Here is a 21,776-nt window from a genome sequence, read left to right on the forward strand (position 1 = left end):
ATGGTCCGAGTTCGCGAACAAAGTTATTTCTTAAGCGATGGTGCAGTCGATGCGCCGGCATGGCTTGAACAGCTCCCAGTCAGAGAGGCCCTTTCGGACACGAGCATCGAGCGGCTGGGCGACGCTCTTGATGCTTTACATGAAGCAGCTCAAACCGCGGGGGTCGATACCGGGGATTGGGCGCGGGATGCGAACTGCGAGTGGGCCGGTATTGAATCGGCGCAAATTCTTGCTGAGCTGCGGGTCAGCGTAGACTGCCTCATTGCCGGTTTACTCTATCGCGCGGTGCGCGAGCAGCGACTTGGAATGCAGGATGTCGAGGCGCGATTCGGTAAGCAGGTGGCAGATCTTCTTCGCGGTGTTTTGCGCATGGCCGCCATGGCCGACTTACGCAACCCAGACAGTACAGCGGGTCTGGGGGAGGCGGCTACGCAGCGGGACAACATCCGGCAAATGCTTGTGGCGATTGTCGATGATGTCCAGGTTGCACTTATAAAACTTGCGGAGCGGACCTGCGCTATCCGTGCAGTAAAGAGCGATAAGACCCGCCAGGAGGCGGTGGCAAGAGACGTTTTTGATGTCTACGCCCCGTTGGCACATCGACTGGGTATCGGCCACCTCAAGTGGGAGTTAGAGGACCTGTCCTTCCGCTATCTATACAACGATTCCTATAAACGCATTGCGCGTTTGCTCGATGGTAAGCGGCTGGAGAGAGATCGCTTTATTACCAGAGTCATTGAGCAGCTTCGCTCGGTGCTAGGAGGTGCCGGCATTGAGTTCGAAGTCAGTGGTCGCTCCAAACATATTTACAGTATCTGGCGAAAAATGCAGCGCAAGGGTATTGGCTTTTCTCAAGTCTATGACATCCGGGCACTGCGTATTTTGGTGCCCGAGTTAAAAGATTGTTATGCAACGCTCGGGCTGGTACACGGGCTGTGGCGCAATATCCCCAATGAGTTTGATGACTATATTGCCAGCCCCAAGGAGAACGGCTATCGCTCCTTGCACACCGCGGTGATTGGCCCCGAGGGCAAGATTCTTGAAGTGCAGATCCGCACCCATGAAATGCATGAGGAAGCGGAGCTCGGCGTCTGTGCGCATTGGCGATATAAAGGAACAGATACTCGACGGGGCTCTGGCTCAAGCTACGACGAAAAAATCAATTGGTTGCGGCAGGTTCTCGATTGGCATGAAGAGAGCGGCGATGCGGTAAGCGTTGAAGAGCAGCTCCAGTACAATGTTGCCCAGGACCGGGTATATGTATTCACCCCCAGGGGAGATGTTGTGAATCTTGCCAGTGGTGGTACGCCCCTGGACTTCGCGTATCACGTACACACCGAGGTTGGTCATCGTTGTCGCGGCGCTAAAGTGAATGGCCACATCGTGCCGCTAACGCACAGTTTACAAACCGGCGACCGCGTCGAAATTCTTACCGGGCGCGAAAACAGTCCTCGTCGTGACTGGCTGCAGTCCGGTCTGGGTTTCATTAAAACGCCTCGTGCGCGCGCCAAAGTCCAGGCCTGGTTCAAGAGTCAGGCTCGGGAAGAAAACGTCGACGCAGGTCGACAGCTTTTGGAGAGAGAATTCCGACGCCTGGCATTGACCAGCGTCGACTATAAACGGATTGCCGTTCGCCTCAGTGTTGCGACAGTTGATGATATGTATGCGGCGGTAGGCTCGGGTGACCTGTCGGCCTCCCAGGTGGTCAATGCAGCCGAAACGCTCATCGGCAGCAAGCCGCAGCCCGAGTTGCGGGTCAGTAGACCGAGTAGCGCACGCAAACGCAGTGCGGTGCAGGTCCAGGGTGTGGGCAATCTTCTTACCAACCTTGCCGGCTGCTGTAAGCCAGTGCCCGGTGATGACATTACCGGGTTTATCACTCAGGGCCGGGGCGTGAGTATTCACCGCGAGGACTGCGCCCGGGTGCTAAAAATCTCAGAGCAGAATCCTGAACGGGTCATCGACGTCGAGTGGGGAAGTAGTCCTGATGAGCGCTTCGAGGTCGATATCGCCATTGAGGCCTATGATCGGCAGGGCCTTCTTCGCGATGTAACCTCTATGTTCGCCAACGCGCGGATCAACGTGCTTTCTATCGAGACGCAGACAAATCGCAAGGCCCATGCGGCGGCTATGCGTTTGACGGTGGAAGTGGGAGATTTAGGATCCTTGGCAAAGCTGCTTGAGCGTCTCAATCGACTCAAGAATGTAATCTCCGCGCGGCGTGTGAGCACTTAGCCTGTATGCGAGAGCAGCAATTGCTATTAGTAATCCCAGTCCCTCGCTCATTCCAAAGTTGAGCGACCATCCCAGGAGCCGTTGTGCAGGAACCCAAATATAGTATCTCTGACTTGTTGCGCATTATGCAGCGCCTGAGGGACCCGGAGCATGGCTGTCCATGGGATCTGCAGCAGGACTTCGAAAGTATCGTGCCCTCTACGCTCGAGGAGTGTTACGAGCTTGCTGCCGCCATTGAGGCCGGAGATTATCCACATCTTGCCGATGAGTTAGGGGACGTACTTTTTCAGGTGGTGTTTTACGCTCAGTTGGGTGCGGAACGCGAGCTGTTTACCTTTCAGTCCGTGGTTCACGGCCTGGCCGACAAGCTCCTTCGCCGACATCCGCATGTATTTGCTGATGCGCGCATTGAAGGCGTGGTGCATCAAGCGGCAACGCAGCAGGGTGATACAAGCGCGGTAAAGCAACAATGGGAGCAAATCAAAGCACAGGAACGCGCGGGGCGCGCTCAACATGGTGCGCTGGATGATGTGCCGGTGGCACTGCCGGCGCTGCCGCGGGCACAAAAGCTGCAAAAGCGAGCAGCCCGCGTTGGTTTCGATTGGCCAGACGCTGCGCCGGTGTTCGCAAAAGTCGACGAAGAGCTTCAGGAGTTGCGAGAAGCCATTGCCAGGCAGGATGCGAGTGAGATTGAGGACGAACTGGGCGATCTGCTTTTCACCGTGGTGAACTTGTCCCGACATCTGAAGGTGGATGCAGAAACCGCGCTACGGAGGGCCAGCAGCAAGTTTGAACGGCGATTTCGTAGCATGGAGAGTATCTGCGAAGAGCGCAATACACTCCTTGAGACTCTGGATACTGCCGCGAAGGAGCTTCTGTGGGATCAGGCAAAAGAAGCCCAATAGGACGTTGATCTTAGACCAAAGGCTGCTTGTTTCCCCTCCATGCTGCCGGTATGGTGTCCGGCTCTGGTGCTGCAACAGCCTGCACGCCGTGCGAAGCGACAACTGCTGACAACATTCGATAACTACAGATAACGAGGAAATCCATGCGATTGATTCTGCTCGGAGCCCCCGGCGCCGGAAAAGGAACACAGGCTCAGTACATCACCGAGGCCTTTGGCATTCCTCAGATTTCTACTGGTGACATGTTAAGAGCTGCAGTAAAGGCCGGCACAGAGCTGGGTCAGAAGGCTAAGGCGATCATGGACTCGGGTGGGCTCGTGTCGGACGATATTATCATCGGGCTGGTCAAGGAGCGTATTGCCGAGCCAGATTGTGCTGGCGGTTGTTTATTTGATGGCTTTCCACGCACGATTCCTCAGGCACAGGCGATGGTTGACGCCGGTGTATCTATCGATCACGTTATCGAAATCGCGGTAGATGACGAAGAGATCGTCAAGCGCTTGAGCGGACGTCGCGTGCACCCCGGTTCCGGGCGGATCTATCACATTGAGCACAATCCGCCTAAAGTTCCGGGCGTGGACGACGAGACTGGCGAGGCACTGGTGCAACGCGATGATGATCTTGAAGAAACCGTGCGTAAGCGGCTGGCGGTGTATCAGGAGCAAACGCGGCCCCTGGTGGATTTCTACAGCAGTATGAGCGGTGATGATGCGCCAGCGTACCACTTCATTGCGGGTGTGGGAGACGTGCAGGAAATTCGTGCCAAGGTAGTGGCCGCGCTGGGCAGTTAAACCTCAGAGTCTTTTGCGCTTAGCCCGGGCTGGAGTCCTAAATCCTCAGCCCTGTTCATATTCACAAATCCCTTGGCTAACTCACCGCTGAATTCCAGCGCAGCGCTCGAGCACTGCGCATACCAGCGGTGTACCGCTCTATTGCCTTGATCCAGCTGTTCGCCCAGGGTTCCAAGGACCCTTGTACGCAACGCGGCACACAAATAATGCGACTGTGAGTCGGTTCGTGCGTAGATGATGTCTGTGTCGAGACGAGCGTCCAGCTCTTCGAGCAGCCGCCTGGGAACGTCGGCAGACAGCATGGGTAAGTCACAGGGCAGCAGCAGTAATCTCTCGGCTCCTGAAGTTGCCTCCAGCGCCGGCACAATAGCCTCCAACCCCGCCAATGGGCCCTGAAAACCGGGTCGAAGGTCGCCAATGACCTCACCCATGCCGAGCTGGGCATAGCGCTTTTGATTGCGGTTTGCGCTGATGAAGCAGCTATCGCTGAGCGGCTGTAGTAGCGCCAGGGCCCAGGCGACGGAGGGGCGTCCATGGATGTCCATGAGTCCCTTGTCCCTGCCGGCCATACGCCGGCCTGCGCCACCACAGAGCACCAATCCCACGGTGCCGAAATTGTCCCGCTGATCTTTTCCCCGGGGACTGATCTTGTCCCGTGACAATGATTGTGTGGGATAATCATCGCTCACCATTATTAGATCCCATTGACTTGAATCGCCTGCTTGCCATTGATAGTGCTACTGACGCGTTGAGCCTGGCGCTCGCGGATGAACGTGGGTGCGAGTCCCTGCACCGCGTGATGCCCAGACAGCACCAGCAGCTGCTCTTCAGTCTGCTGGATGAGCTTCTGCACGGCCGTAAGCTATCTGAATTGAATTTGCAGGCCATTGTATACGGTCGGGGTCCCGGTTCCTTCACCGGCTTGCGGATCGCGGTGAGTGCCGCTCAAGGTCTGGCGTTCAGTCTTAAAATCCCCGTTATCGGCGTGTCCAGTCTCGAAACTCAGGTGCGTACACTTTTGCGCACCGAACCCGGTGTCGGACCCTCCCGAATACTCAGCTGTATCGATGCACGCATTGGCCAGGTTTATGGTCAGTGGTTCGATTGGGACGGGAGCGTGCTCATCAGCAGGGGGGAGGCTTTTGTTGCGGTGCCCGAAGCGATTGAGCAGCCCAATGGCGCCGACACACAGCACAGCAGCTTGCTCGGGGTAGGAAGTGGCTTGCGTTTTCTCGAGGCGATGCCCGAAACAATACGCGGGCAAGCGACCTGCTGGCCGGAGGTTTTGCCCGAGGCTCGGGATATGTTTCTAACGGCTGCACAGGCGCTTGAGGCCGGGGAGGTGCAAGATCCTATGTTTGCGGCGCCGGATTATGTGCAGACCCGAATCGGGTGGAAAACTCTGGCTGAGCAGGGTCGGGTTGCATGATTGAGTGGTGGCAGGCATTAGTACTGGCGCTGATTCAGGGCCTCACAGAGTTTCTTCCCATTTCGAGTTCTGCGCATCTCCTGCTGCCGTCCATGCTGCTGGGTTGGCCGGATCAAGGCCTCGCTTTTGACGTGGCAGTGCACTTTGGCACGCTCAGCGCCGTGGTTGTGTACTTCCGTCAGGATCTCTGGGCTTTGACGCGCGGAGCCTGGACGGCTCTGGGCGATCGATCGATGAATGAGAGCAGCTGGGAAATCGCTTATCTGGGCCTGGCCACTATCCCGGCGGTGTTCGTTGGTTTCGCTCTCAATGATGTTATGGATTCATTGCGCACCGTGCCGGTACTCGTTACTACGACAATAGTTTTTGCGCTGCTACTGGGCTATGCCGATCGTCGGGTTGAGCCGCGTGCCAAGACCCGTGTGGCGAGTTGGCAGGTCGCGTTGATTATCGGTTGCGCCCAGGCGATTGCGCCTATTCCGGGTACTTCGCGCTCGGGTATAACGATTACCGCAGGATTGTTGCTGGGGCTATCCCGGCACGCTGCCGCGCGATTTTCTTTCCTGCTGTCCATTCCAATCATATTCGGCGCGGCACTGCTGAAAGTGTCTGAGCTTCTGGTTACCGAGACTGCAGTGGACTTGCCGCTAATGCTGTTGGGAGTCGGGGTTGCGGCACTAAGTGCTTACGCCTGCATCGCGGTTTTTCTGCGTTTGATAGAAGCTGTGGGCATGATGCCGTTTGTTATCTACCGCCTAATTCTGGGCGCTGTATTGGGCGCACTGTGGTGGACCTGAATGTTGAGGAAATACGATAGATGAAGGTAGCGTTTTTGGGTTTGGGCGTTATGGGGTTTCCCATGGCAGGGCACCTGTCTCGCGCAGGCCATGATGTTTGCGTTTACAACCGCAGTCGGGCCAAGTCGGATAGTTGGTTAGAGAGCCACAGCGGACGTGCGTGTGCGACGCCTGCGCAGGCCGTGGCCGATGCAGAGATTGTGGCGCTTTGCGTGGGCAACGATGACGATGTACGTGAGGTTGTTTGTGGCAGTGAGGGCGTGCTCGAGGGTATCGCCAGCGGCGCGGTGATTGTTGATCACACAACAGCGTCTGCGGCCCTCGCCAGGGAGCTCGCGGTACTGTGTAAGGCGCGTGGGATTGGCTTTGTGGACGCACCGGTGAGCGGGGGGCAAGCGGGTGCCGAAGGGGGCGTGCTAACAGTGATGGCCGGGGGAGAGCCTCAGGCGTTTGAAAGAGCGTTGCCGGTGATGGAGAGCTACGCCCGCTGTGTGCGCTTACTGGGTCCCAGTGGGGCTGGTCAGCTAGCCAAAATGGCGAATCAGATTTGTATTGCAGGGGTGGTGGAGGGCTTGTCTGAGGCGCTGCTGTTTTCAGAGCGGGCGGGTCTTGATACTGCTGCCGTCGTGGAGGTCATCAGTCAGGGGGCGGCTCAGTCCTGGCAGATGCAAAATCGCTATAAGACCATGTTGGCCGGCGAGTACGAGCATGGCTTCGCCGTGGACTGGATGCGTAAAGACTTGGCGATAGTGTTGGCGGAGTCAAAGCGACTGGGGCTGGATCTGCCCGTCACGCAGCTCGTTGATAGCTTTTATGCCGAAGTGCAGGCCATGGGCGGTGGGCGTTGGGATACGAGCAGTCTGCTCGCGCGGCTGGTGGCGAAACATTCACAATCTGCTGACAAGGATAAAGACTGATGGATAAACAGCTGTTCAACCAGGGCTTGCTTGAGTTCTTGTCACAGTCCACAAGCTCCTTCCATGCTGTAAAAGCCATGTCGCGTCGGCTATCGGATGCAGGATTTACGCCCTTCACTACCGGCAGTGATTTAGGGCCTGGTAGCGCCGGCGTGTTTTATGAGCAGGCCGGCACGCTTATCGCATTGCTCCCCGGTAGCGAGCCTCTGCTCGATAGCGGCTTGCGCATGGTCGGAGCCCACACAGATAGTCCCTGTTTGATGGTGAAGCCACAGCCCGAGAAGTTTGATCTTGGTTATTTGCAGCTTGGTATTGAGGTTTACGGCGGTGCTTTGTTGAACCCCTGGTTTGATCGTGATCTATCGCTCGCCGGTCGTGTTAGCTATCAGAACGCTACGGGATCCGTCGCGACAGCCTTGGTGGATTTCAGGGACCCCATTGCGGTGATACCCAGTCTTGCGATTCACCTTGATCGCGAGGCGAATAAGAATCGAAGTGTCAATGCACAAACACAGATGGCACCGCTGCTGTCTTTGGACACCGGTGAATTCAATCTGCGCGACTTTTTACGCGAGCACCTGCGAGAGCAAGGTATAGAGGTCAGTGAGGTTTTGGACTACGAGTTGTGTTTTTATGACACGCAAGCCCCGGCACAGATTGGATTGCACGGAGAGTTTATTGCCTCAGCGAGACTGGACAATTTGCTGTCTTGTTATACCGGTCTTCAGGCTTTGCTTGCAGCTGACGGCTCCCAATGGTCCTTGCTCATTTGCAATGATCATGAAGAAGTCGGTTCACGCTCTGCAACAGGCGCTCAGGGCCCCATGCTGCAGCAGTTTTTGCAGGCCGTGCTAAAAGATCATGCGGCGTTGCCGCTGCTCATGCAGCGATCAATGATGATTTCTGCAGACAATGCGCATGCAGTACATCCCAGTTATCCGGACAAACATGACGAACGTCATGGGCCGATGATCAATGGCGGCCCCGTAATCAAGGTGAACGTGAGCCAACGTTACGCTACCAGCAGCGACGGCGCGGCATTGTTCCGCTTACTGGCCCGACAGGAAGGAGTAGATGTGCAGAGCTTTGCCATGCGAGCAGATATGGCTTGTGGCAGCACCATCGGACCTATAACTGCTGTGGAACTGGGAGTTACCACCCTGGACATCGGCGTGCCTACCTTTGCAATGCACTCTATTCGTGAGTTGGCGGGCAGTGACGATGCCTGGGCTCTGCACCGCGTGTTAGGTGCTTATTTTCGGCAGGCGGCCCCGTTGTTCGTCAAAAGCCAATGAATACCGACGCTGGTGACTGCCCGGTAATACTAAATTTTTCAGGGAGAAAATGATGAGCGTGCGTCGCGTGCTAACGGGAATTACCACGACGGGTACTCCACACCTGGGCAATTACGTGGGGGCGATTCGACCGGCCATAGAGTCTGCGAAGCAGGCGGACAACGAATCCTTTTTCTTTCTCGCGGACTATCACGCGCTGATCAAGTGTAGTGACCCGGAGCTGGTGCAGCGATCTGCATTGGAGATCGCCGCTACCTGGTTGGCTTTAGGTTTGGATACTTCGCGCGCGGTGTTTTATCGACAGTCAGATATTCCCGAGATTACCGAACTGACATGGATCCTCAACTGCAATGCGGCCAAGGGTCTTATGAATCGAGCCCACGCCTACAAAGCGGCGGTACAGGCCAATGAAGAGAACGGCGATGATCCGGACTTTGCGGTGACCATGGGCCTATTCAGTTACCCGGTGCTTATGGCCGCGGATATTCTCATGTTCCGCGCCCATGACATACCCGTAGGACGAGATCAGATACAGCACGTAGAGATGGCTCGGGATATTGCCCAGCGTTTTAATCATCACTACGAAGAGCTATTTGTGCTTCCTCAGGCTCAGGTTGATGACAATGTGGCTGTTTTGCAGGGCTTGGATGGCCGCAAAATGAGTAAGAGCTACAACAACACGATTCCATTGTTTGATACTGAAAAGCGCCTGAAAAAGGCAATCAATAAAGTGAAAACTAATCTTCTGGAGCCTGGCGAGGCAAAGAGCACGGAAGACTCAACGGTCTTTCAACTGTGGTGTGCCTTTGCTGATCAGGCAGGAATCGCCTCAATGGAAAAGGCTTTTGCGGACGGTATTGCCTGGGGCGAAGCTAAAAAACAGCTGTTTGAGTTGATTAATGAAGAGTTGAAAGGTCCCCGGGAAGAGTACGATCGACTCATCGCCGACCCCGGTCACATCGAGAGCGTGCTGCGTCAGGGTGCCGAGCGCGCTAGAGAGCATAGTTCGCCTTTGATGAGCAAGGTCCGCTCAGCGGTCGGCATCAGGCCCATGGCCTGACGCGACTGCAGTAGCGAAGGCTCACATCATTTAGGAGAGTAGGCGAACTCTACAAATACACCGCGAGGTTCGCCTACAAAATAGCGGTAGGAGCCAAAGCCGAAATCCGCACGCTCGGCGTATTCTTCGTCAAGAAGATTGGTTACGCGAAGCGTTGTACTGAACCCCTTGCCTAAACTCAGTGCCATACGCAGGTTGAGTAAGTCGTGGCCTTCATACTCGTGTTGATTGTCCGGCTCAAGATAGTAGCTTCCCATATGCACCCACTCTAACTCGGTGCGCAGGCTGCGGTTGTTCTGGAGGGGTTTATCCAGGCCCAGGCGCGCACTGCCAAACTGACGTGGCGCGGTGTCGATATCATTGCCTTGGATATCGAGTCGTGACCCAAGAAGATTGGCATCACCGTCATACTTGTGCCGGGCAATGTTACCGTCGACGCCAGCGTACCAGCCAGATTCGCCGGTCCAGTACACGCTAAATTCGATACCCTCATGGCTGGTTTTTGCACCGCTGACATTCTGTCGATCCGCATTTTGAAAAATGACGTCACGCTTGAGCATGCTGTACACAGAGGTGTCGTAGCTAAACCCTGCGATTTCGCCTCTCAGGCCCAGATCAATGCTGCTAATCGTTTCACTGTCGAGGTCGGCATTTTCCTGTCCCGATTGGAGTCGATAAAGCTCGGCAGCCTGTGGCGGACGAAAGCCCTGCGCGCCGCGAAGATAGACGCGATGCGCATCGCTAAGGGCATAGGTGACCCCCAGATTCAGGCTGCCGTTACCAAAGTCGTCTTCGCGATCAGCGGGGCGAAAAAATCTACAGGCACTGGCCTCTGGTGCACATGCAGACCCATCGCCCGTTTGGTTGTTGTAGTCGTAGCTGTTCTGTTCGAGTCGTAGCCCGGCAGCCAGCCCTATACGAGAGCTCAGCTGCCAGTTCGCCTGACCATAAATAGCTGCAGAAACAGCATCGACTTCATAATCGTAATGCACGCCGGCGGGTTGGTTGGGGCTAAACGCATCCGCTTGAACCTCGCTAAGCCATCCGCGGGTGACGTCAATATCAATGCCCGTGCTCCAGTTAAAATTTTCAGAGCCGTCATTAAGAGATACCCGTAAACCCAGACTTTCCTGGCCGTTCTTTTCTACGGGCTGCCAAGGGAGAAAGTGTTGCAGAAACTCCATGGTGGTACGCCGGAAATAAGGCGTGATGCTAATTTGTCCTGCATTGGTTTCGCGTTCCCATTGGCTGTAGGCTCTCAGGGCAAAGCTGTCCCGGTAGGCTTCGGGGTTTGGGTTTGCGGGCCGCTGCGCAGGGTCCTTGTAAGCTTCGAATCCCGCCACAAAGCCAGAGGTCTCCTGGTTCAGGTTGGTAGCTTCCAGAGCGTTTCGAACCTGCCAGACATCGCCCTTGAAGTCATGCCTTAGGGTGAGTTTTTGTTGGTCAAAGCCAGAGTTGTCTTTGTAGCCACCGTCGCTGGCGCCGTTGAAATAGGCGCCAAAAGCATGCTCTCCATGTTCGGCGCGAAATTCTCCGCGTACTCGATAGTAATCATTGGGACCAGCCTCTATGGCAAAGGCGTTTTGTGGGCCCCGTCGTGGGTCGGCTGTGATGGTGTTGATGACACCATGCACGGCGTTAGCCCCATACACGGCGGTGCCCGGGCCTCGGATGACCTCTATGGCGCCGGCTTGTTCGCTATTTACATCAAACAGCTGATTGACGTTACAAAAACCCGGCGCGCGAAGGCTTATACCGTCCCAGGCCGTATAAAAAGCGCCGCAGCCCCCGCTGCCGGTAAGTACCGGGGAGCGAAGTGCCGTGAGGCTCTCCTGGCCGTTACCTCGAGATATCCACGCGCCGGGCGTTCGCTGCATAATCTGATTGATGTGCACTGCCCCGGTGAGCTTAAGCGCCTCATCATCAATACGAGACCAGGGAAGTGCCAGGTTTAAGCCCATTTCCGGTTCGCGAGAGGCGCTTACAATTACCTGCTCAATACGTGAAGCAGCTGCCCCGTCGTCCTGAGCCATCGACGCCGTCGTGAACACCAGGGCCGAAATGCCCAGAAGAGGTCGGAGGATTCTTGCCGTAAAGAGACGCATAGTGATTTGAAGTCCTGTTGAGTCGCGCGGCAGTGTAACGGAGCATGGCCACGGCCCCAAGTCTGATGCATTCTCTGACGCCCGGTATTTTTCTAAAGCGCACGGTTGCCGTCTCACCGGGTGTCGCGGCGCTTGGGGTGTGTGGCTTCAGCCGCTAGACTGGCAGCCTCTTTGTTTTGCTTGTGGGTACGATTCCTGTGCAGCCTTTTGTCATTGCCATAGCCGGCCCTTCGGGATCGGGTAAAAGTCTTTTTGCCGAGACTCTTTGTGAAGAGGTGAGACGCGACGCTCCGCAGCTCGGTGTGGTGCTGATCAAGGAGGACGCCTACTACCGCGACCAGGGACAGATACCCTTTGAGGACCGCGAAAAGGTAAATTACGATCATCCGGACGCTATCGAGCAGGATCTCCTGGCTCGGCATCTTCGTGAACTCAGCGCGGGTAACGCGGTAGAGTCGCCTCTATACGACTACACCATCCACAGTCGACAAAGCGAAACCGTGCGCATCGAGCCGGCAGCTGTGATCATCGTCGAGGGAATCTTGTTGTTGACTGATGCTGCTCTTCGAGAGGCCTTCGATATCAAATTCTATATGGATACCCCATTGGATATCTGCCTCCTGCGCCGCATGGCGAGGGACCTAAAGGAGCGGGGCCGCAGTCTCGATTCAGTGACCACTCAGTATCAGGAGACAGTGCGCCCGATGTATCACGAGTTTATTCGCCCCAGTGTTCGACATGCGGATATGGTGATAACTCGAGGGGGACGCAACCGCGTGGCTCTGGATGTCGTTCGTAATATGTTGCTGTCCGTATCCAATGATGAGGCCAAGGCGTGAGCTCTCTTCCTACGGCGGTACTCGCCTTACTGGCGATCGTGGTGCTTCTTGGCATTGCCTGGGGGCTCTCCCTGGATCGCCGCTCTGTGTCTATCAGGACGGTGGGTGGGGCTTTTTTGCTGCAGGTGGGTATCGGCGGTCTGGCGCTTTACCTCCCTGCGGGTCGTGCGATTCTCGAGTGGTTATCCACGGGTGTTGGCCGCGTGATCAGCTACGGACAGTCAGGCATTGATTTTGTCTTTGGCGACATCGGGCGCTACGAAGTCGGCTTCGTGTTTGCCTTCCATGTCTTACCCATAATTATCTTCTTTTCGTCGCTTGTTGCGGTGCTTTACCACCTTGGTGTGATGGGCTGGGTGATCCGGATACTTGGAGGTGCCTTGCAGCGGCTACTTGGTACCAGTCCTGCCGAGTCCATGTCCGCCACGGCCAACGTATTTGTCAGCCAGACAGAAGCCCCCCTGGTGATTAAGCCTTACATCGCATCAATGACACGCTCAGAACTCTTTGCAGTAATGGTTGGCGGGATGGCAACCGTGGCGGGTTCGGTGCTGGCCGGCTATGTGGCTCTTGGTGTAGAGATGCGCTATCTGTTGGCCGCGAGTTTTATGGCTGCTCCCGGTGGGCTACTCATGGCTAAGCTGTTAGTACCTGAGCAGCAGACTGTGTCAAAAGCCGAAGATACCTTGGATCTGAGCATCGAGAAGAGTGTCAATGTTTTTGACGCCGCAGCCACCGGGGCCGCAAATGGCTTGTCTTTGGCGGTCAATATCGGCGCTATGTTACTGGCCTTCGTGGGCCTTATTGCCTTATTGAATGGCGTACTTGCCGGTGTTGGCAGTCTGGTGGGCTGGGAAGCGTTATCTCTTGAACTCATATTGGGGAATCTCTTCAGGCCCATGGCCTATTTGCTGGGCGTGCCCTGGGAGGAGGCTGCCGTCGCCGGAAACCTGATTGGCCAGAAGGTTGTGCTCAATGAGTTTGTCGCCTTTGGTTCGTTTTACGAAGATAGGGCACAGCTAAGTGCACACTCCCAAGCGGTGGTTTCCTTTGCGCTCTGTGGTTTCGCAAATCTCTCATCTATTGCGATTCTCATTGGCGGTCTCGGAACGCTTGCGCCGCAGCGCCGCCCCTTGATCGCGCAGTTGGGGCTTCGGGCTGTATTGGGCGGTTTTCTTGCAAATTTACTGAGCGCAGCCATTGCCAGCTTTTTTCTGTCGCTGGCTTGATGGATTGCTATGGCAGCGTTGGCAGTGGATCCTTTTTCCTTTGAGCGTCCCACATAGGAGATGTTGTAAGCCATGAGTGAGCAGTCTGTGTTGACGGTAAGCGATGATCTGCCTCTGGCAGTCGCTCGCCCCGTGCATAGTGGAAAGGTGAGGTCGGTGTACTTCTTACGACCAGAGGATTCGCGTCGCCTGATTCAAGAGCGGGGTTATCCTGTTGCTTTGCATAGTGACCTGGCGGTAATGGTGATTTCCGATCGACTATCGGCCTTCGACTGCCTGTGGCGCAGCGATAGTTTTACCGGGGTTCAGGGCAAGGGGGCAGCACTCAATGCCATTGCTGCGCATTGGTTTGAATGTTTCGAAAGTGCACAACTGGCTCCCCATCATTTGTTGGAAATGCCTCACCCCATGGTCTGGATCGTGCGTCAGGCAAAGCCTTTGATGATCGAAGCGATCGCGCGCCGTTACATCACCGGGTCTCTGTGGCGTGCTTATCAACGGGGCGAACGCAGTATTGGCGGTGTGGAACTCGCCGATGGTTTGGCACAGTTTCAGCGATTTCCCGAGCTGCTTTTTACGCCATCGACCAAGGGTATTGTTCGCGGCCTGGCGAACGTTCCGCAGACGGATGATGCGCCGGTGTCAGCAGTTGCGCTGCGAAAGCATTTCAGTGCATTTGGCTTGCAGTCCGAAGCGCAGTTAGACGCCTGTGTGACGGCATTACGCGCAGGCTTTGAGTGCATTGAGCAAGCCCTGGCTCGGCATGGCGAGTTGTTGGTGGATACCAAGTTTGAGTTTGGAATAGCGCCAGCGCTGCATGGTGGTGATGAGCTGATTTATATGGATGAAGTGGGCACGCCGGATTCATCGCGGATCTGGCGGAAGGATGATTGGGAGCGGGGGCAGCCACGAGAACACAGCAAAGAGCAGTTTCGTGAGGCTCTACTGTCTTGGGTCGAGGATCAGGATATGCTCCTTGATCCGACGCGCATGAGTGAACGCAGTCACTATGCAAAGCACAACCCAGTGCCCGATGAATTTTTTGAGGACCTTTCCCGGACCTATGCCGCGCAGGCCGAAGGTATTCTTGGCTCGCCGCTACCTACCATAGAGCGGCCCAGGGAGCAGATTCTGGATCTCCTCACGGACAGTTTTGGCCTGGTTCTTTAGTCCGTGCTGCAAGATCCCATGTTTTATCTGGTGAGCGTTCCGGCGGTGTTGCTCTATGGGGTCGCTAAAGGGGGATTTGGTGGGGCGGTGGCAATTCTGGCAGTGCCACTTATGGCATTGATGATGCCGCCGACACAAGCTGCGGCTATCCTTTTGCCGATTCTTGTAGTGATGGATGCGGTGGTTGTTTATAGCTACCGCGGGCAGTTTGATGCGCTTGCTCTACGTCTGCTTTTGCCCGGTGCTTTGCTTGGATTGCTGGCTGGATTTCTACTGGCCAATTTTGTCAATGATGCAATGATGAGACTCCTCGTCGGAGCGGTCGCGTTGTTGTTCGGCTTGCAGACGCTCCTGGGGTGGCTTTCAAGCCTCGGGCAGCAGCACAATCGCTGGAGCGCCACAATTATCGGAACATTATCCGGCTTTACCAGTTTTAGCATTCACGCTGGAGGACCGCCTTTTGCCATGTATCTGCTGCCAAAGCGTTTACCTCCGCTTATTTACGCAGGGACTTCGGGGCTGTACTTCGCCGTCGTTAATCTGGTAAAGCTTCCGGCGTACTTCGCCCTGGGTCAGTTTGCTGGCGAGAATTTGTGGTACTCCTTAGCCTTGGTGCCGATTGCCCCCATAGGCGTGCTGTTGGGAAGAAGGCTTGTGAAGTTGTCTAACCCGATCCTGTACTACAAAATTATTTCTCTGTTTCTGGTTTGTGTCGGGATTAAACTGATTGTTGATGGTTATCAGGGTTTTGGGGCGTGAATTCTTAGGCGCCAGAACGTCGCTGTTGCGACTGCTGGGAGCGGGATATACTTCGTGGCATCTTTGTGATCGACAATGAGTTGAGTGCAGCTATGCAAAACAATGTTCACCACGTGAAACTTACCGACACGGTGGCAGTGGCGCCGCAGATCCAAACGGAAGATCTGGCGGCAATCGCCGCCGCGGGATATCAGGTGGTCATTAACAATCGCCCTGACGGCGAAGCGATGGGGCAGCCAAGTTCAGAAGAAATTGGCGCTGCAGCAGTGGCCGCGGGTCTTGAGTATCACTATTACCCCTTAAATGCTTTTAACTATCCGGGTAGCAATATAAGCGCCATGGCGGAACTGTTTGATGGTTCGCGTCCTGTATTTGCCTTTTGCCGAAGCGGTACCCGCTCCAGTAATCTCTGGATAAACAGCCGCTCTTTGGAGGAGCAAGACAAGGCTCGACAACATGCCCAGCAACTGGGGTTTGATGTTTCGATGTCATTGCGCTAGCTCAACGCCACGATCTTCTTTCTTTGATGATAATGTTTAATTAATGCGAGTAACTTTTATGAAGCGACAACTCCTGGCTTTGCCTTTGGCATTGAGCTTTCTGTGTTCCCCTGCGCTCTTGGCAGATTCACTCAGTCAATCGATCGCTGACGACTACGACAGTCATCTTGGCGAGCTTTTTGTTTATTTCCACCAAAACCCTGAACTGTCTTTCATGGAAAACAAAACTGCGGCGCGTCTTGCTGCAGAATTACGAGACACGGGTTTTGAGGTTACCGAGGGTGTTGGTGGGACAGGGCTTGTCGCCATACTCGAGAACGGGCCGGGGCCGCTGGTTATGATGCGTGCGGACATGGATGGTCTTCCCGTGGAAGAGAAAACAGGCCTGGACTACGCGTCCAAAGCGAAGCAAATTGATCCTGACGGCAACGAGGTTTTTGTCATGCACGCCTGTGGTCACGATGTGCACATCACGAGTTTGGTGGGCACCGCGCGACAGATGATGGCGCGGCGGGATGATTGGTCTGGCACCTTGATGCTCATCGGACAGCCCGCCGAGGAGCGTATTTCCGGCGCCGAAGCTATGATGGAAGACGATCTGTGGCAGCGTTTTGGCCAACCTGATATGGCGATGGCGTTCCACGTCACCTCTGCGATTCCCACGGGCAAGCTCTCTGCGGCAATGGGCGCTGCGTATTCCGGCGGTGATACCGTTGAAATCATCGTGCATGGTGTTGGGGCTCACGGGGCCGCACCGCATACCGGCGTAGACCCGGTGGTGCTGGGTTCACAAATTGTGCTGGCCTTGCAAACCGTTGTGAGTCGCACGCTGCCACCACGAGATGCGGGAGTCATCACGGTCGGCGCATTTCACGCCGGCACAAAGAACAATATTATTTCTGACCGCGCGCATCTAAAACTCACCGTTCGAAATGATGACCCGGCAACAAGGGAACTGCTGCTCGATGGTATTCGTCGCGTTGCGGTGAATATGGGGCGGGTGGCAGGTTTGCCCGAGGATAAACTGCCGGAGGTGATTGTTTCTGATGAGTCGGTGCCTGTTACCGCAAATGATCTTGGCGTGACTCAGCGTCTGCGTACCGTTTGGCAGCAACGCTTCGGTGACGACATTCTGTGGGAGGAGAAGCGTAAGAGCATGGGCTCTGAGGATTTTCCGTTCTTTACTACGGATCCGTATATCCCCAGCACCTATTTTGCGGTAGGTGGTACCCCTCCGGAGGCCTTTGCGGTGCAAGCCGCCGGCGGCGAGCCGGTGCCTTCTCACCATTCTCCGCTCTTCAAAATAGCTCCAGAGCCCGCCGTAACGCTCGGTGTCGAGGCTACCGTTGTCGGCTTACTGGAGTTGATGGGTAAGTGACTGTTGCCGTTAGACCCGCCAGCACGGTAGTTCTACTTCGCGATGGCGAGGCAGGCCTCGAAGTCTTAATGGTGCGCCGCAATCGCGCACTGGCATTTGCCGGTGGCTTTTGGGTGTTTCCCGGTGGTGCAGTTGATGATGCGGACCGCGCCCTTGGAGGCGAAGATCCCGACGAAGCTGCACGGTATGCCGCGGCCCGGGAAGCCGAGGAAGAGGCAGGCGTCTCTCCTGATCCGGCCGCCATGGTGTTAATCAGCCATTGGACCACCCCCGTAGGGGAGCGCAAGCGCTTTTCAACCTGGATTTTCGCAGGGGAAGTGGCCCCGGATTCCGAAGTCATTATTGATGGTAGTGAGATACACGACTTCCAGTGGATTGGGGTTGCTGACGCACTGGTCCAGCACCGGGCAGGGCAGCTTCCTATGATGCCGCCGACCTACATCACGCTGTGTGCAGTTGCGCGTTATGACACGGCGTCTTCAGCACTGGCTGGGGAGCGAGAAACACCTTGCCCTCGCGTCTTGCCTTTAATGGTACCCACGGAGGGCGAGGGCGGTTTTGCCACACTTTACCCCGGCGATGTGGCCTACGAGACCGGTAATATGCAGGAGGAGGGGCCTCGTCACCGGGCGTACCTTTGTGACGCTTGTTGGCATTATGAATACGAAGGGGTGAGTGAACCACCCTTGTTTCCGCAGGACTAAGCTCGTGCCCAGCGTATCTACACAAGAGCATAAACACCCGCTTTGGGATCTTCCTGTGCGGGTGATCCACTGGCTGATTTTGCTCCTTCTGCCGGCAAGTTGGTGGACCGCAGAAGAAGGCTATCAGGACATTCACCAGTACCTGGGGTTAACCTTGCTGGCCGCTGTTCTGACGCGTCTATGCTGGGGATTCATTGGATCTCCTCAGTCTCGATTTCGAGACTTTCTGCGGGGCCCCAAAGCCGTGCTGGCTTATTTTCGAGGTACTCCCAGCAATACACCGGGGCACAACCCGGCCGGGGGCTGGTCGGCGGTGATTCTTTGGGCGCTGCTTTTGGCGCAGGCTCTAACAGGTACTGTGAACTCGGATGATGTTTTGTTTACCGGGCCGTTTTACTACGTGTTTGACAGCAGCATTAGCGATTTTTTTGCGGCGCTGCACGAGCCTATCTTCAACGTGCTATTAGGTTTTGTGGCCCTGCATGTACTGTCGGTGATTTTTTACGAACGCCGCAAAGGTCAACGATTGTTACGCCCTATGATTTACGGAAAGACCGACGGGCGCTATGGCACTGGCCCCGCTCAACCCGCTTACAAAGCGCTGATCGTGGCGGTTTTACTTTCGGGGATGCTCTTTGCGCTGCTGGAAATGGCTCCAGCACCGCCGACTGATTATTTCTGGTGAGGCCTTAGCCAGCGACTCGAACGGCCCCGCGAAGCGAGGGCGAGTGACAGTGCGTTTAGCTTACTACTGCACTACTAGTACAGATAGTCCTTCGCCTTGTATTCGTCATGACAGGCTTTGCAGGCACCACCGGTTTCTTTGATTGCGCCACCGATGGCCGCTCTGTCGCCGCTTTGTGCCGCAGCTAAAAGCCCTTTTGAAGCAGTTTGGAGCGCCGCATACTTCTCAAGGAAATCCTCGGTGTTTTCCCATATTTCAGGCTTGGCGCGCGTTGTGCCTTTGTCCGATCCGGGGCCGAAAGCCCGGGCGACATCCACACTGGCTACTGCTGCAAAATCCTCAGCGAGAGCTAGCATTTTTGCGTCGTCCCAGGGCATATCACCTTTTACCATGGCGGTCATAGGACCAAAGTTCATGGCTATAAGTGTGAAGTAGGATTGGCGATAGGACTGCATCGCTTCGTCTTTAACCAAGTGGGACAGCGCCATGGGGGCACTACCAAGAGTGAGCACAGCTAAACCTGTGGCAAGCAGCTTCTTCGACATACGACTTCTCCTGTGTGATGTCAGTACGAAACACAATGGTTATCAATAGAACCTGAATATGAGCGCTTCTGCAAGCGAGGAGGCTGGCGGCATCGTTAGCGTTTCGCTGCGTGTCAGCGAAACACGGCCTGTTGGCCCAGACTCTGCTTATCGGTTCCTGCCAGCTGAGCGCGGTAGCTCTCTTCCAAAGTGATGCTGCCGAATTCGGGAGTCGCGGCGGCATCGTAGGCTTGCCGATCTCCATTCCACAGGAGCATGGATTCTGTGGCGTAGTAGTGTCCGATGCGTGCGAACTCGGCTTTATCAGCGATTCTTGCTGATATTCGACCGGGTACTGACAGCGCGGAGGCGGCGGCTACCAACAGCTTGGGGCTGACGCTTTGGGTGCGCAGCGGCTGTTGGGTGAGTCGCGCCAAAAGCTGCGCTTGCCCCAATGGCGTTATCTCTGGTCCGGGGCCGCCAATGGCCTGCACGCCCCTTAGCTCTGGTGATTCCAGGCTTAGACGAATGAAATGGGCAAGGTCAGATTCAGCAATGGGTTTGCAGCGTGTCAGTAGGCCATCGCCAAACATCAAAAATGGTTTGCCACGTTTGACCCGCTGAAGCTGGCCACTGAGCGACTTAAAAAAGGCGGTTGCTCTTACACTTGTGTAAGACAGGCCAGAGGCGGCAAGTTCAGTCTCAAACCGCAGCTTGGCGAACTGAAAAGCCAGTCGTGGTTTTTGAACGCAGATCGCGGACAGCAAGGTGAAGTGTTTGACCTGGGTGCTGGAAGCCCATCTCAGCAGATTGTGATTAGCCCGATACTCTACCGCTTCGCTATCGGCGATGCCGCCACTTCGGCTGGCTATACAGGAGACCAGCGAATCGGCTCGAAATGGCTTTAGTACTTTCGTTAACGCGCGTTCATCGTCAAGCTTAGCGGTAACTACAGAGAGTCTGCCAGGGGCCACGGTGGCCGCGTAGTGACTGAGAGTCTGAGCAGCGCTGCTTTTTGGATCTCGAACCGGGCAAATTAAAGTAAAGCCGTGTTCAAGCAACTCCCGGGCTACCCGGGAGCCGATATAGCCGGTAGCGCCGGCGAGAAGTACAGTTTGCTTCAGGCTTCAGCGCCCCAGCATTGTGCGGGCGACCAACTCCCGCATGATCTCCGAGGAGCCCCCGTAGATGCGCTGAATACGTGCGTCGGTGTAAAAGCGTGAAATCGGGTACTCCACTGTATAACCGTAGCCTCCGAACAATTGCAGACAATCATCGATAGTGCTGCACTGCATTTCACAGGAAGCGAGTTTGAGCATCGCAGCTTTATCGGCGGTCAAAGCGCCCTGCGCGTATTCGTCAGCGCACTGCTCGTAGAGTGCCCGATTCAATCCGATTTGTGTCTTCACATCTGCAAGTTTGAATCGCGTATTCTGGAACTCACCGATACTTTGGCCAAAGGCTTTGCGTTCCTTCACATAGTCAACGGTGATCTCCAGTGCGCCTTCTGCAGCGCCCACGGCTTGTGCCGCAATTCCCAGACGCTCCCGAGGCAACTCTTCCATCATGATGACAAAACCGCGATTTTCTTCACCTAGGAGGGCGTTGGCCGGGAGTCTTACATCCTGAAAAAACAGCTGCGCTGTGTCGGAGGTGTGCTGCCCAATTTTCTCGATCTTGCGGCTCTTTTCAAATCCTGCAAGTGTCGTGTCTACCAGGAACAGCGACGTACCCTTGGCGCCTTTTCCCGGATCGGTAATTGCCGCCACTACAACGATGTCCGCGTGGATGCCATTGGTGATGAAGATTTTTGATCCGTTGAGTATCCACTCGTCACCGTCGCGAACTGCGCTGGTGCGTATTCCCTGCACGTCGGACCCTGCGCCGGGCTCGGTCATGGCGAGAGCGCCAAACGCGTCGCCACTGACCATCCTTGGGAGCCACTGTTGCTTCTGCTCGTCAGTACCATGTCGGCTGATGTAGGGCGCAACGATATTCGAATGAATTCCATAGCCTGTAGCGATGCCGCCAAAGCCCATGCGAGAGAGTTCTTCGATGAGCATGAGCGTCACATGGGGCGCGGTACCAGCACCGCCGTAGGCTTCGTCTACATCGGGACACAGGAGCCCCGCTGCGCCCATGGTGTTCCAGAACTCTCGGGGGACCAAGTGATCCTCTTCCCAAGATTCAAAATGAGGTCCGATTTCCTGCTCAAAGGCGCGTCGCGCCATATCGCGGAAGAGGGTCATCTCATCGTTACCGATGTCCATATTCATGCTCTGAGTCCCCGATTTTTTGTGGTCATTTGAAGGACGCACATTGTGGTGGATACCCCCGGTGTGTGCAAGGAAGGCTCCGGCGGGGCGCCGATGCGTGCACTCGGCCGGGGCATTGGAAAGGCCACCCTGAAGAGGTACTTTCCCTATGATGCTGCGGTGCTAAACTCCGTTCTCG

Annotated in this window: 21 protein-coding genes; 16 read left to right on the top strand and 5 right to left on the bottom strand. The window is 55.7% G+C overall.

Features of this window, described 5'->3' with window-relative positions:
• The 3 genes from relA (at window position 1) to adk (ending at window position 3,931) form a co-directional block, all read left to right on the top strand.
• Window positions 1-2,235: a GTP diphosphokinase gene (relA, locus tag R0135_RS01845; RefSeq protein ID WP_407348564.1), complete on the top strand. Its 2,235-nt coding sequence runs from the start codon at window positions 1-3 to the stop codon at window positions 2,233-2,235.
• Between the two features lie 83 nt (window positions 2,236-2,318).
• Window positions 2,319-3,140: a nucleoside triphosphate pyrophosphohydrolase gene (gene mazG, locus R0135_RS01850; protein ID WP_407348565.1), complete on the top strand. Its 822-nt coding sequence runs from the start codon at window positions 2,319-2,321 to the stop codon at window positions 3,138-3,140.
• Between the two features lie 143 nt (window positions 3,141-3,283).
• Window positions 3,284-3,931, top strand: coding sequence for an adenylate kinase (gene adk, locus R0135_RS01855; protein ID WP_407348566.1), 648 nt, complete (start codon window positions 3,284-3,286; stop codon window positions 3,929-3,931).
• On the opposite strand, the gene R0135_RS01860 is transcribed toward adk, so the two are convergent.
• Window positions 3,928-4,623, bottom strand: a complete 696-nt coding sequence (locus R0135_RS01860; protein WP_407348567.1) for a molybdenum cofactor guanylyltransferase — start codon at window positions 4,621-4,623, stop codon at window positions 3,928-3,930. The two genes, adk and R0135_RS01860, sit on opposite strands and share 4 nt — an antisense overlap.
• Window positions 4,624-4,640: 17 nt before the next feature.
• Between R0135_RS01860 and tsaB the strand changes: the two genes are divergently transcribed.
• The 5 genes from tsaB to trpS are packed head-to-tail and all read left to right on the top strand — an operon-like array spanning window position 4,641 to window position 9,429.
• A complete protein-coding gene (tsaB, locus tag R0135_RS01865) occupies window positions 4,641-5,360 on the top strand; it encodes a tRNA (adenosine(37)-N6)-threonylcarbamoyltransferase complex dimerization subunit type 1 TsaB (RefSeq protein WP_407348568.1) in 720 nt (239 codons plus the stop codon).
• Complete coding sequence (locus tag R0135_RS01870; RefSeq protein ID WP_407349860.1) at window positions 5,360-6,157, top strand: undecaprenyl-diphosphate phosphatase; 798 nt, start codon at window positions 5,360-5,362, stop codon at window positions 6,155-6,157. Before tsaB ends, R0135_RS01870 begins: the two co-directional genes overlap by 1 nt.
• A 20-nt stretch (window positions 6,158-6,177) precedes the next feature.
• Window positions 6,178-7,074 (top strand): NAD(P)-dependent oxidoreductase, encoded by an 897-nt coding sequence (locus R0135_RS01875; RefSeq protein WP_407348569.1) that lies wholly within the window; start codon window positions 6,178-6,180, stop codon window positions 7,072-7,074.
• On the top strand, window positions 7,074-8,369 hold the full coding sequence (locus tag R0135_RS01880; RefSeq protein ID WP_407348570.1) for a M18 family aminopeptidase: 1,296 nt from the start codon (window positions 7,074-7,076) through the stop codon (window positions 8,367-8,369). The genes R0135_RS01875 and R0135_RS01880 overlap by 1 nt, the downstream gene beginning before the upstream one ends.
• A gap of 52 nt (window positions 8,370-8,421) precedes the next feature.
• Window positions 8,422-9,429 carry a tryptophan--tRNA ligase gene (gene trpS, locus R0135_RS01885; RefSeq protein WP_407348571.1) on the top strand — a complete coding sequence of 336 codons (1,008 nt, stop codon included), beginning with the start codon at window positions 8,422-8,424 and terminating at the stop codon, window positions 9,427-9,429.
• A gap of 26 nt (window positions 9,430-9,455) precedes the next feature.
• Here the strand turns inward: trpS and R0135_RS01890 are convergent, their stop codons facing one another.
• Window positions 9,456-11,534 carry a TonB-dependent receptor gene (locus tag R0135_RS01890; RefSeq protein WP_407348572.1) on the bottom strand — a complete coding sequence of 693 codons (2,079 nt, stop codon included), beginning with the start codon at window positions 11,532-11,534 and terminating at the stop codon, window positions 9,456-9,458.
• A 197-nt stretch (window positions 11,535-11,731) separates the two neighbouring features.
• On the opposite strand from R0135_RS01890, the gene udk reads away from it, so the two are divergent.
• The 8 genes from udk (at window position 11,732) to R0135_RS01930 (ending at window position 18,798) form a co-directional block, all read left to right on the top strand.
• Window positions 11,732-12,373, top strand: a complete 642-nt coding sequence (gene udk / locus R0135_RS01895; protein WP_407348573.1) for a uridine kinase — start codon at window positions 11,732-11,734, stop codon at window positions 12,371-12,373.
• Window positions 12,370-13,602 (top strand): NupC/NupG family nucleoside CNT transporter, encoded by a 1,233-nt coding sequence (locus R0135_RS01900; protein ID WP_407348574.1) that lies wholly within the window; start codon window positions 12,370-12,372, stop codon window positions 13,600-13,602. The genes udk and R0135_RS01900 overlap by 4 nt, the downstream gene beginning before the upstream one ends.
• A 72-nt stretch (window positions 13,603-13,674) precedes the next feature.
• Window positions 13,675-14,772, top strand: coding sequence for a phosphoribosylaminoimidazolesuccinocarboxamide synthase (purC, locus tag R0135_RS01905; protein ID WP_407348575.1), 1,098 nt, complete (start codon window positions 13,675-13,677; stop codon window positions 14,770-14,772).
• A gap of 3 nt (window positions 14,773-14,775) precedes the next feature.
• Entirely contained in the window at window positions 14,776-15,531 is a 756-nt protein-coding gene (locus tag R0135_RS01910) for a sulfite exporter TauE/SafE family protein (protein WP_407348576.1), read from the top strand.
• Window positions 15,532-15,623: 92 nt separating this feature from the next.
• Window positions 15,624-16,031 carry a TIGR01244 family sulfur transferase gene (locus tag R0135_RS01915; RefSeq protein ID WP_407348577.1) on the top strand — a complete coding sequence of 136 codons (408 nt, stop codon included), beginning with the start codon at window positions 15,624-15,626 and terminating at the stop codon, window positions 16,029-16,031.
• 58 nt (window positions 16,032-16,089) lie between these two features.
• A complete protein-coding gene (locus R0135_RS01920; protein WP_407348578.1) occupies window positions 16,090-17,409 on the top strand; it encodes an amidohydrolase in 1,320 nt (439 codons plus the stop codon).
• Window positions 17,406-18,113: an NUDIX hydrolase gene (locus R0135_RS01925; RefSeq protein WP_407348579.1), complete on the top strand. Its 708-nt coding sequence runs from the start codon at window positions 17,406-17,408 to the stop codon at window positions 18,111-18,113. The genes R0135_RS01920 and R0135_RS01925 overlap by 4 nt, the downstream gene beginning before the upstream one ends.
• A 4-nt stretch (window positions 18,114-18,117) precedes the next feature.
• Entirely contained in the window at window positions 18,118-18,798 is a 681-nt protein-coding gene (locus R0135_RS01930) for a cytochrome b/b6 domain-containing protein (RefSeq protein ID WP_407348580.1), read from the top strand.
• A 74-nt stretch (window positions 18,799-18,872) separates the two neighbouring features.
• Here the strand turns inward: R0135_RS01930 and R0135_RS01935 are convergent, their stop codons facing one another.
• The 3 genes from R0135_RS01935 to R0135_RS01945 all read right to left on the bottom strand — a co-directional run bounded on the left by R0135_RS01935 (window position 18,873) and on the right by R0135_RS01945 (window position 21,598).
• Window positions 18,873-19,343 carry a c-type cytochrome gene (locus tag R0135_RS01935; protein ID WP_407348581.1) on the bottom strand — a complete coding sequence of 157 codons (471 nt, stop codon included), beginning with the start codon at window positions 19,341-19,343 and terminating at the stop codon, window positions 18,873-18,875.
• 113 nt (window positions 19,344-19,456) lie between these two features.
• On the bottom strand, window positions 19,457-20,383 hold the full coding sequence (locus tag R0135_RS01940; RefSeq protein WP_407348582.1) for an NAD(P)H-binding protein: 927 nt from the start codon (window positions 20,381-20,383) through the stop codon (window positions 19,457-19,459).
• Between the two features lie 66 nt (window positions 20,384-20,449).
• Window positions 20,450-21,598: an acyl-CoA dehydrogenase family protein gene (locus R0135_RS01945; RefSeq protein WP_407348583.1), complete on the bottom strand. Its 1,149-nt coding sequence runs from the start codon at window positions 21,596-21,598 to the stop codon at window positions 20,450-20,452.
• Window positions 21,599-21,776 lie beyond the last annotated feature (178 nt).

The sequence above is a fragment of the Congregibacter variabilis genome (assembly GCF_045689235.1).
In the GTDB taxonomy this organism is placed as follows: domain Bacteria; phylum Pseudomonadota; class Gammaproteobacteria; order Pseudomonadales; family Halieaceae; genus Congregibacter; species Congregibacter variabilis.

Excerpts from the sequence above, each read along its gene's own strand:
- relA (WP_407348564.1), top strand. The coding sequence starts at position 1 with ATGGTCCGAGTTCGCGAACAAAGTTATTTCTTAAGCGATGGTGCAGTC.
- adk (WP_407348566.1), top strand. The coding sequence starts at position 3,284 with ATGCGATTGATTCTGCTCGGAGCCCCCGGCGCCGGAAAAGGAACACAG.
- R0135_RS01860 (WP_407348567.1), bottom strand. The coding sequence starts at position 4,623 with ATGGTGAGCGATGATTATCCCACACAATCATTGTCACGGGACAAGATC.
- R0135_RS01875 (WP_407348569.1), top strand. The coding sequence starts at position 6,178 with ATGAAGGTAGCGTTTTTGGGTTTGGGCGTTATGGGGTTTCCCATGGCA.
- R0135_RS01880 (WP_407348570.1), top strand. The coding sequence starts at position 7,074 with ATGGATAAACAGCTGTTCAACCAGGGCTTGCTTGAGTTCTTGTCACAG.
- trpS (WP_407348571.1), top strand. The coding sequence starts at position 8,422 with ATGAGCGTGCGTCGCGTGCTAACGGGAATTACCACGACGGGTACTCCA.
- R0135_RS01890 (WP_407348572.1), bottom strand. The coding sequence starts at position 11,534 with ATGCGTCTCTTTACGGCAAGAATCCTCCGACCTCTTCTGGGCATTTCG.
- purC (WP_407348575.1), top strand. The coding sequence starts at position 13,675 with ATGAGTGAGCAGTCTGTGTTGACGGTAAGCGATGATCTGCCTCTGGCA.
- R0135_RS01915 (WP_407348577.1), top strand. The coding sequence starts at position 15,624 with ATGCAAAACAATGTTCACCACGTGAAACTTACCGACACGGTGGCAGTG.
- R0135_RS01920 (WP_407348578.1), top strand. The coding sequence starts at position 16,090 with ATGAAGCGACAACTCCTGGCTTTGCCTTTGGCATTGAGCTTTCTGTGT.
- R0135_RS01935 (WP_407348581.1), bottom strand. The coding sequence starts at position 19,343 with ATGTCGAAGAAGCTGCTTGCCACAGGTTTAGCTGTGCTCACTCTTGGT.
- R0135_RS01945 (WP_407348583.1), bottom strand. The coding sequence starts at position 21,598 with ATGAATATGGACATCGGTAACGATGAGATGACCCTCTTCCGCGATATG.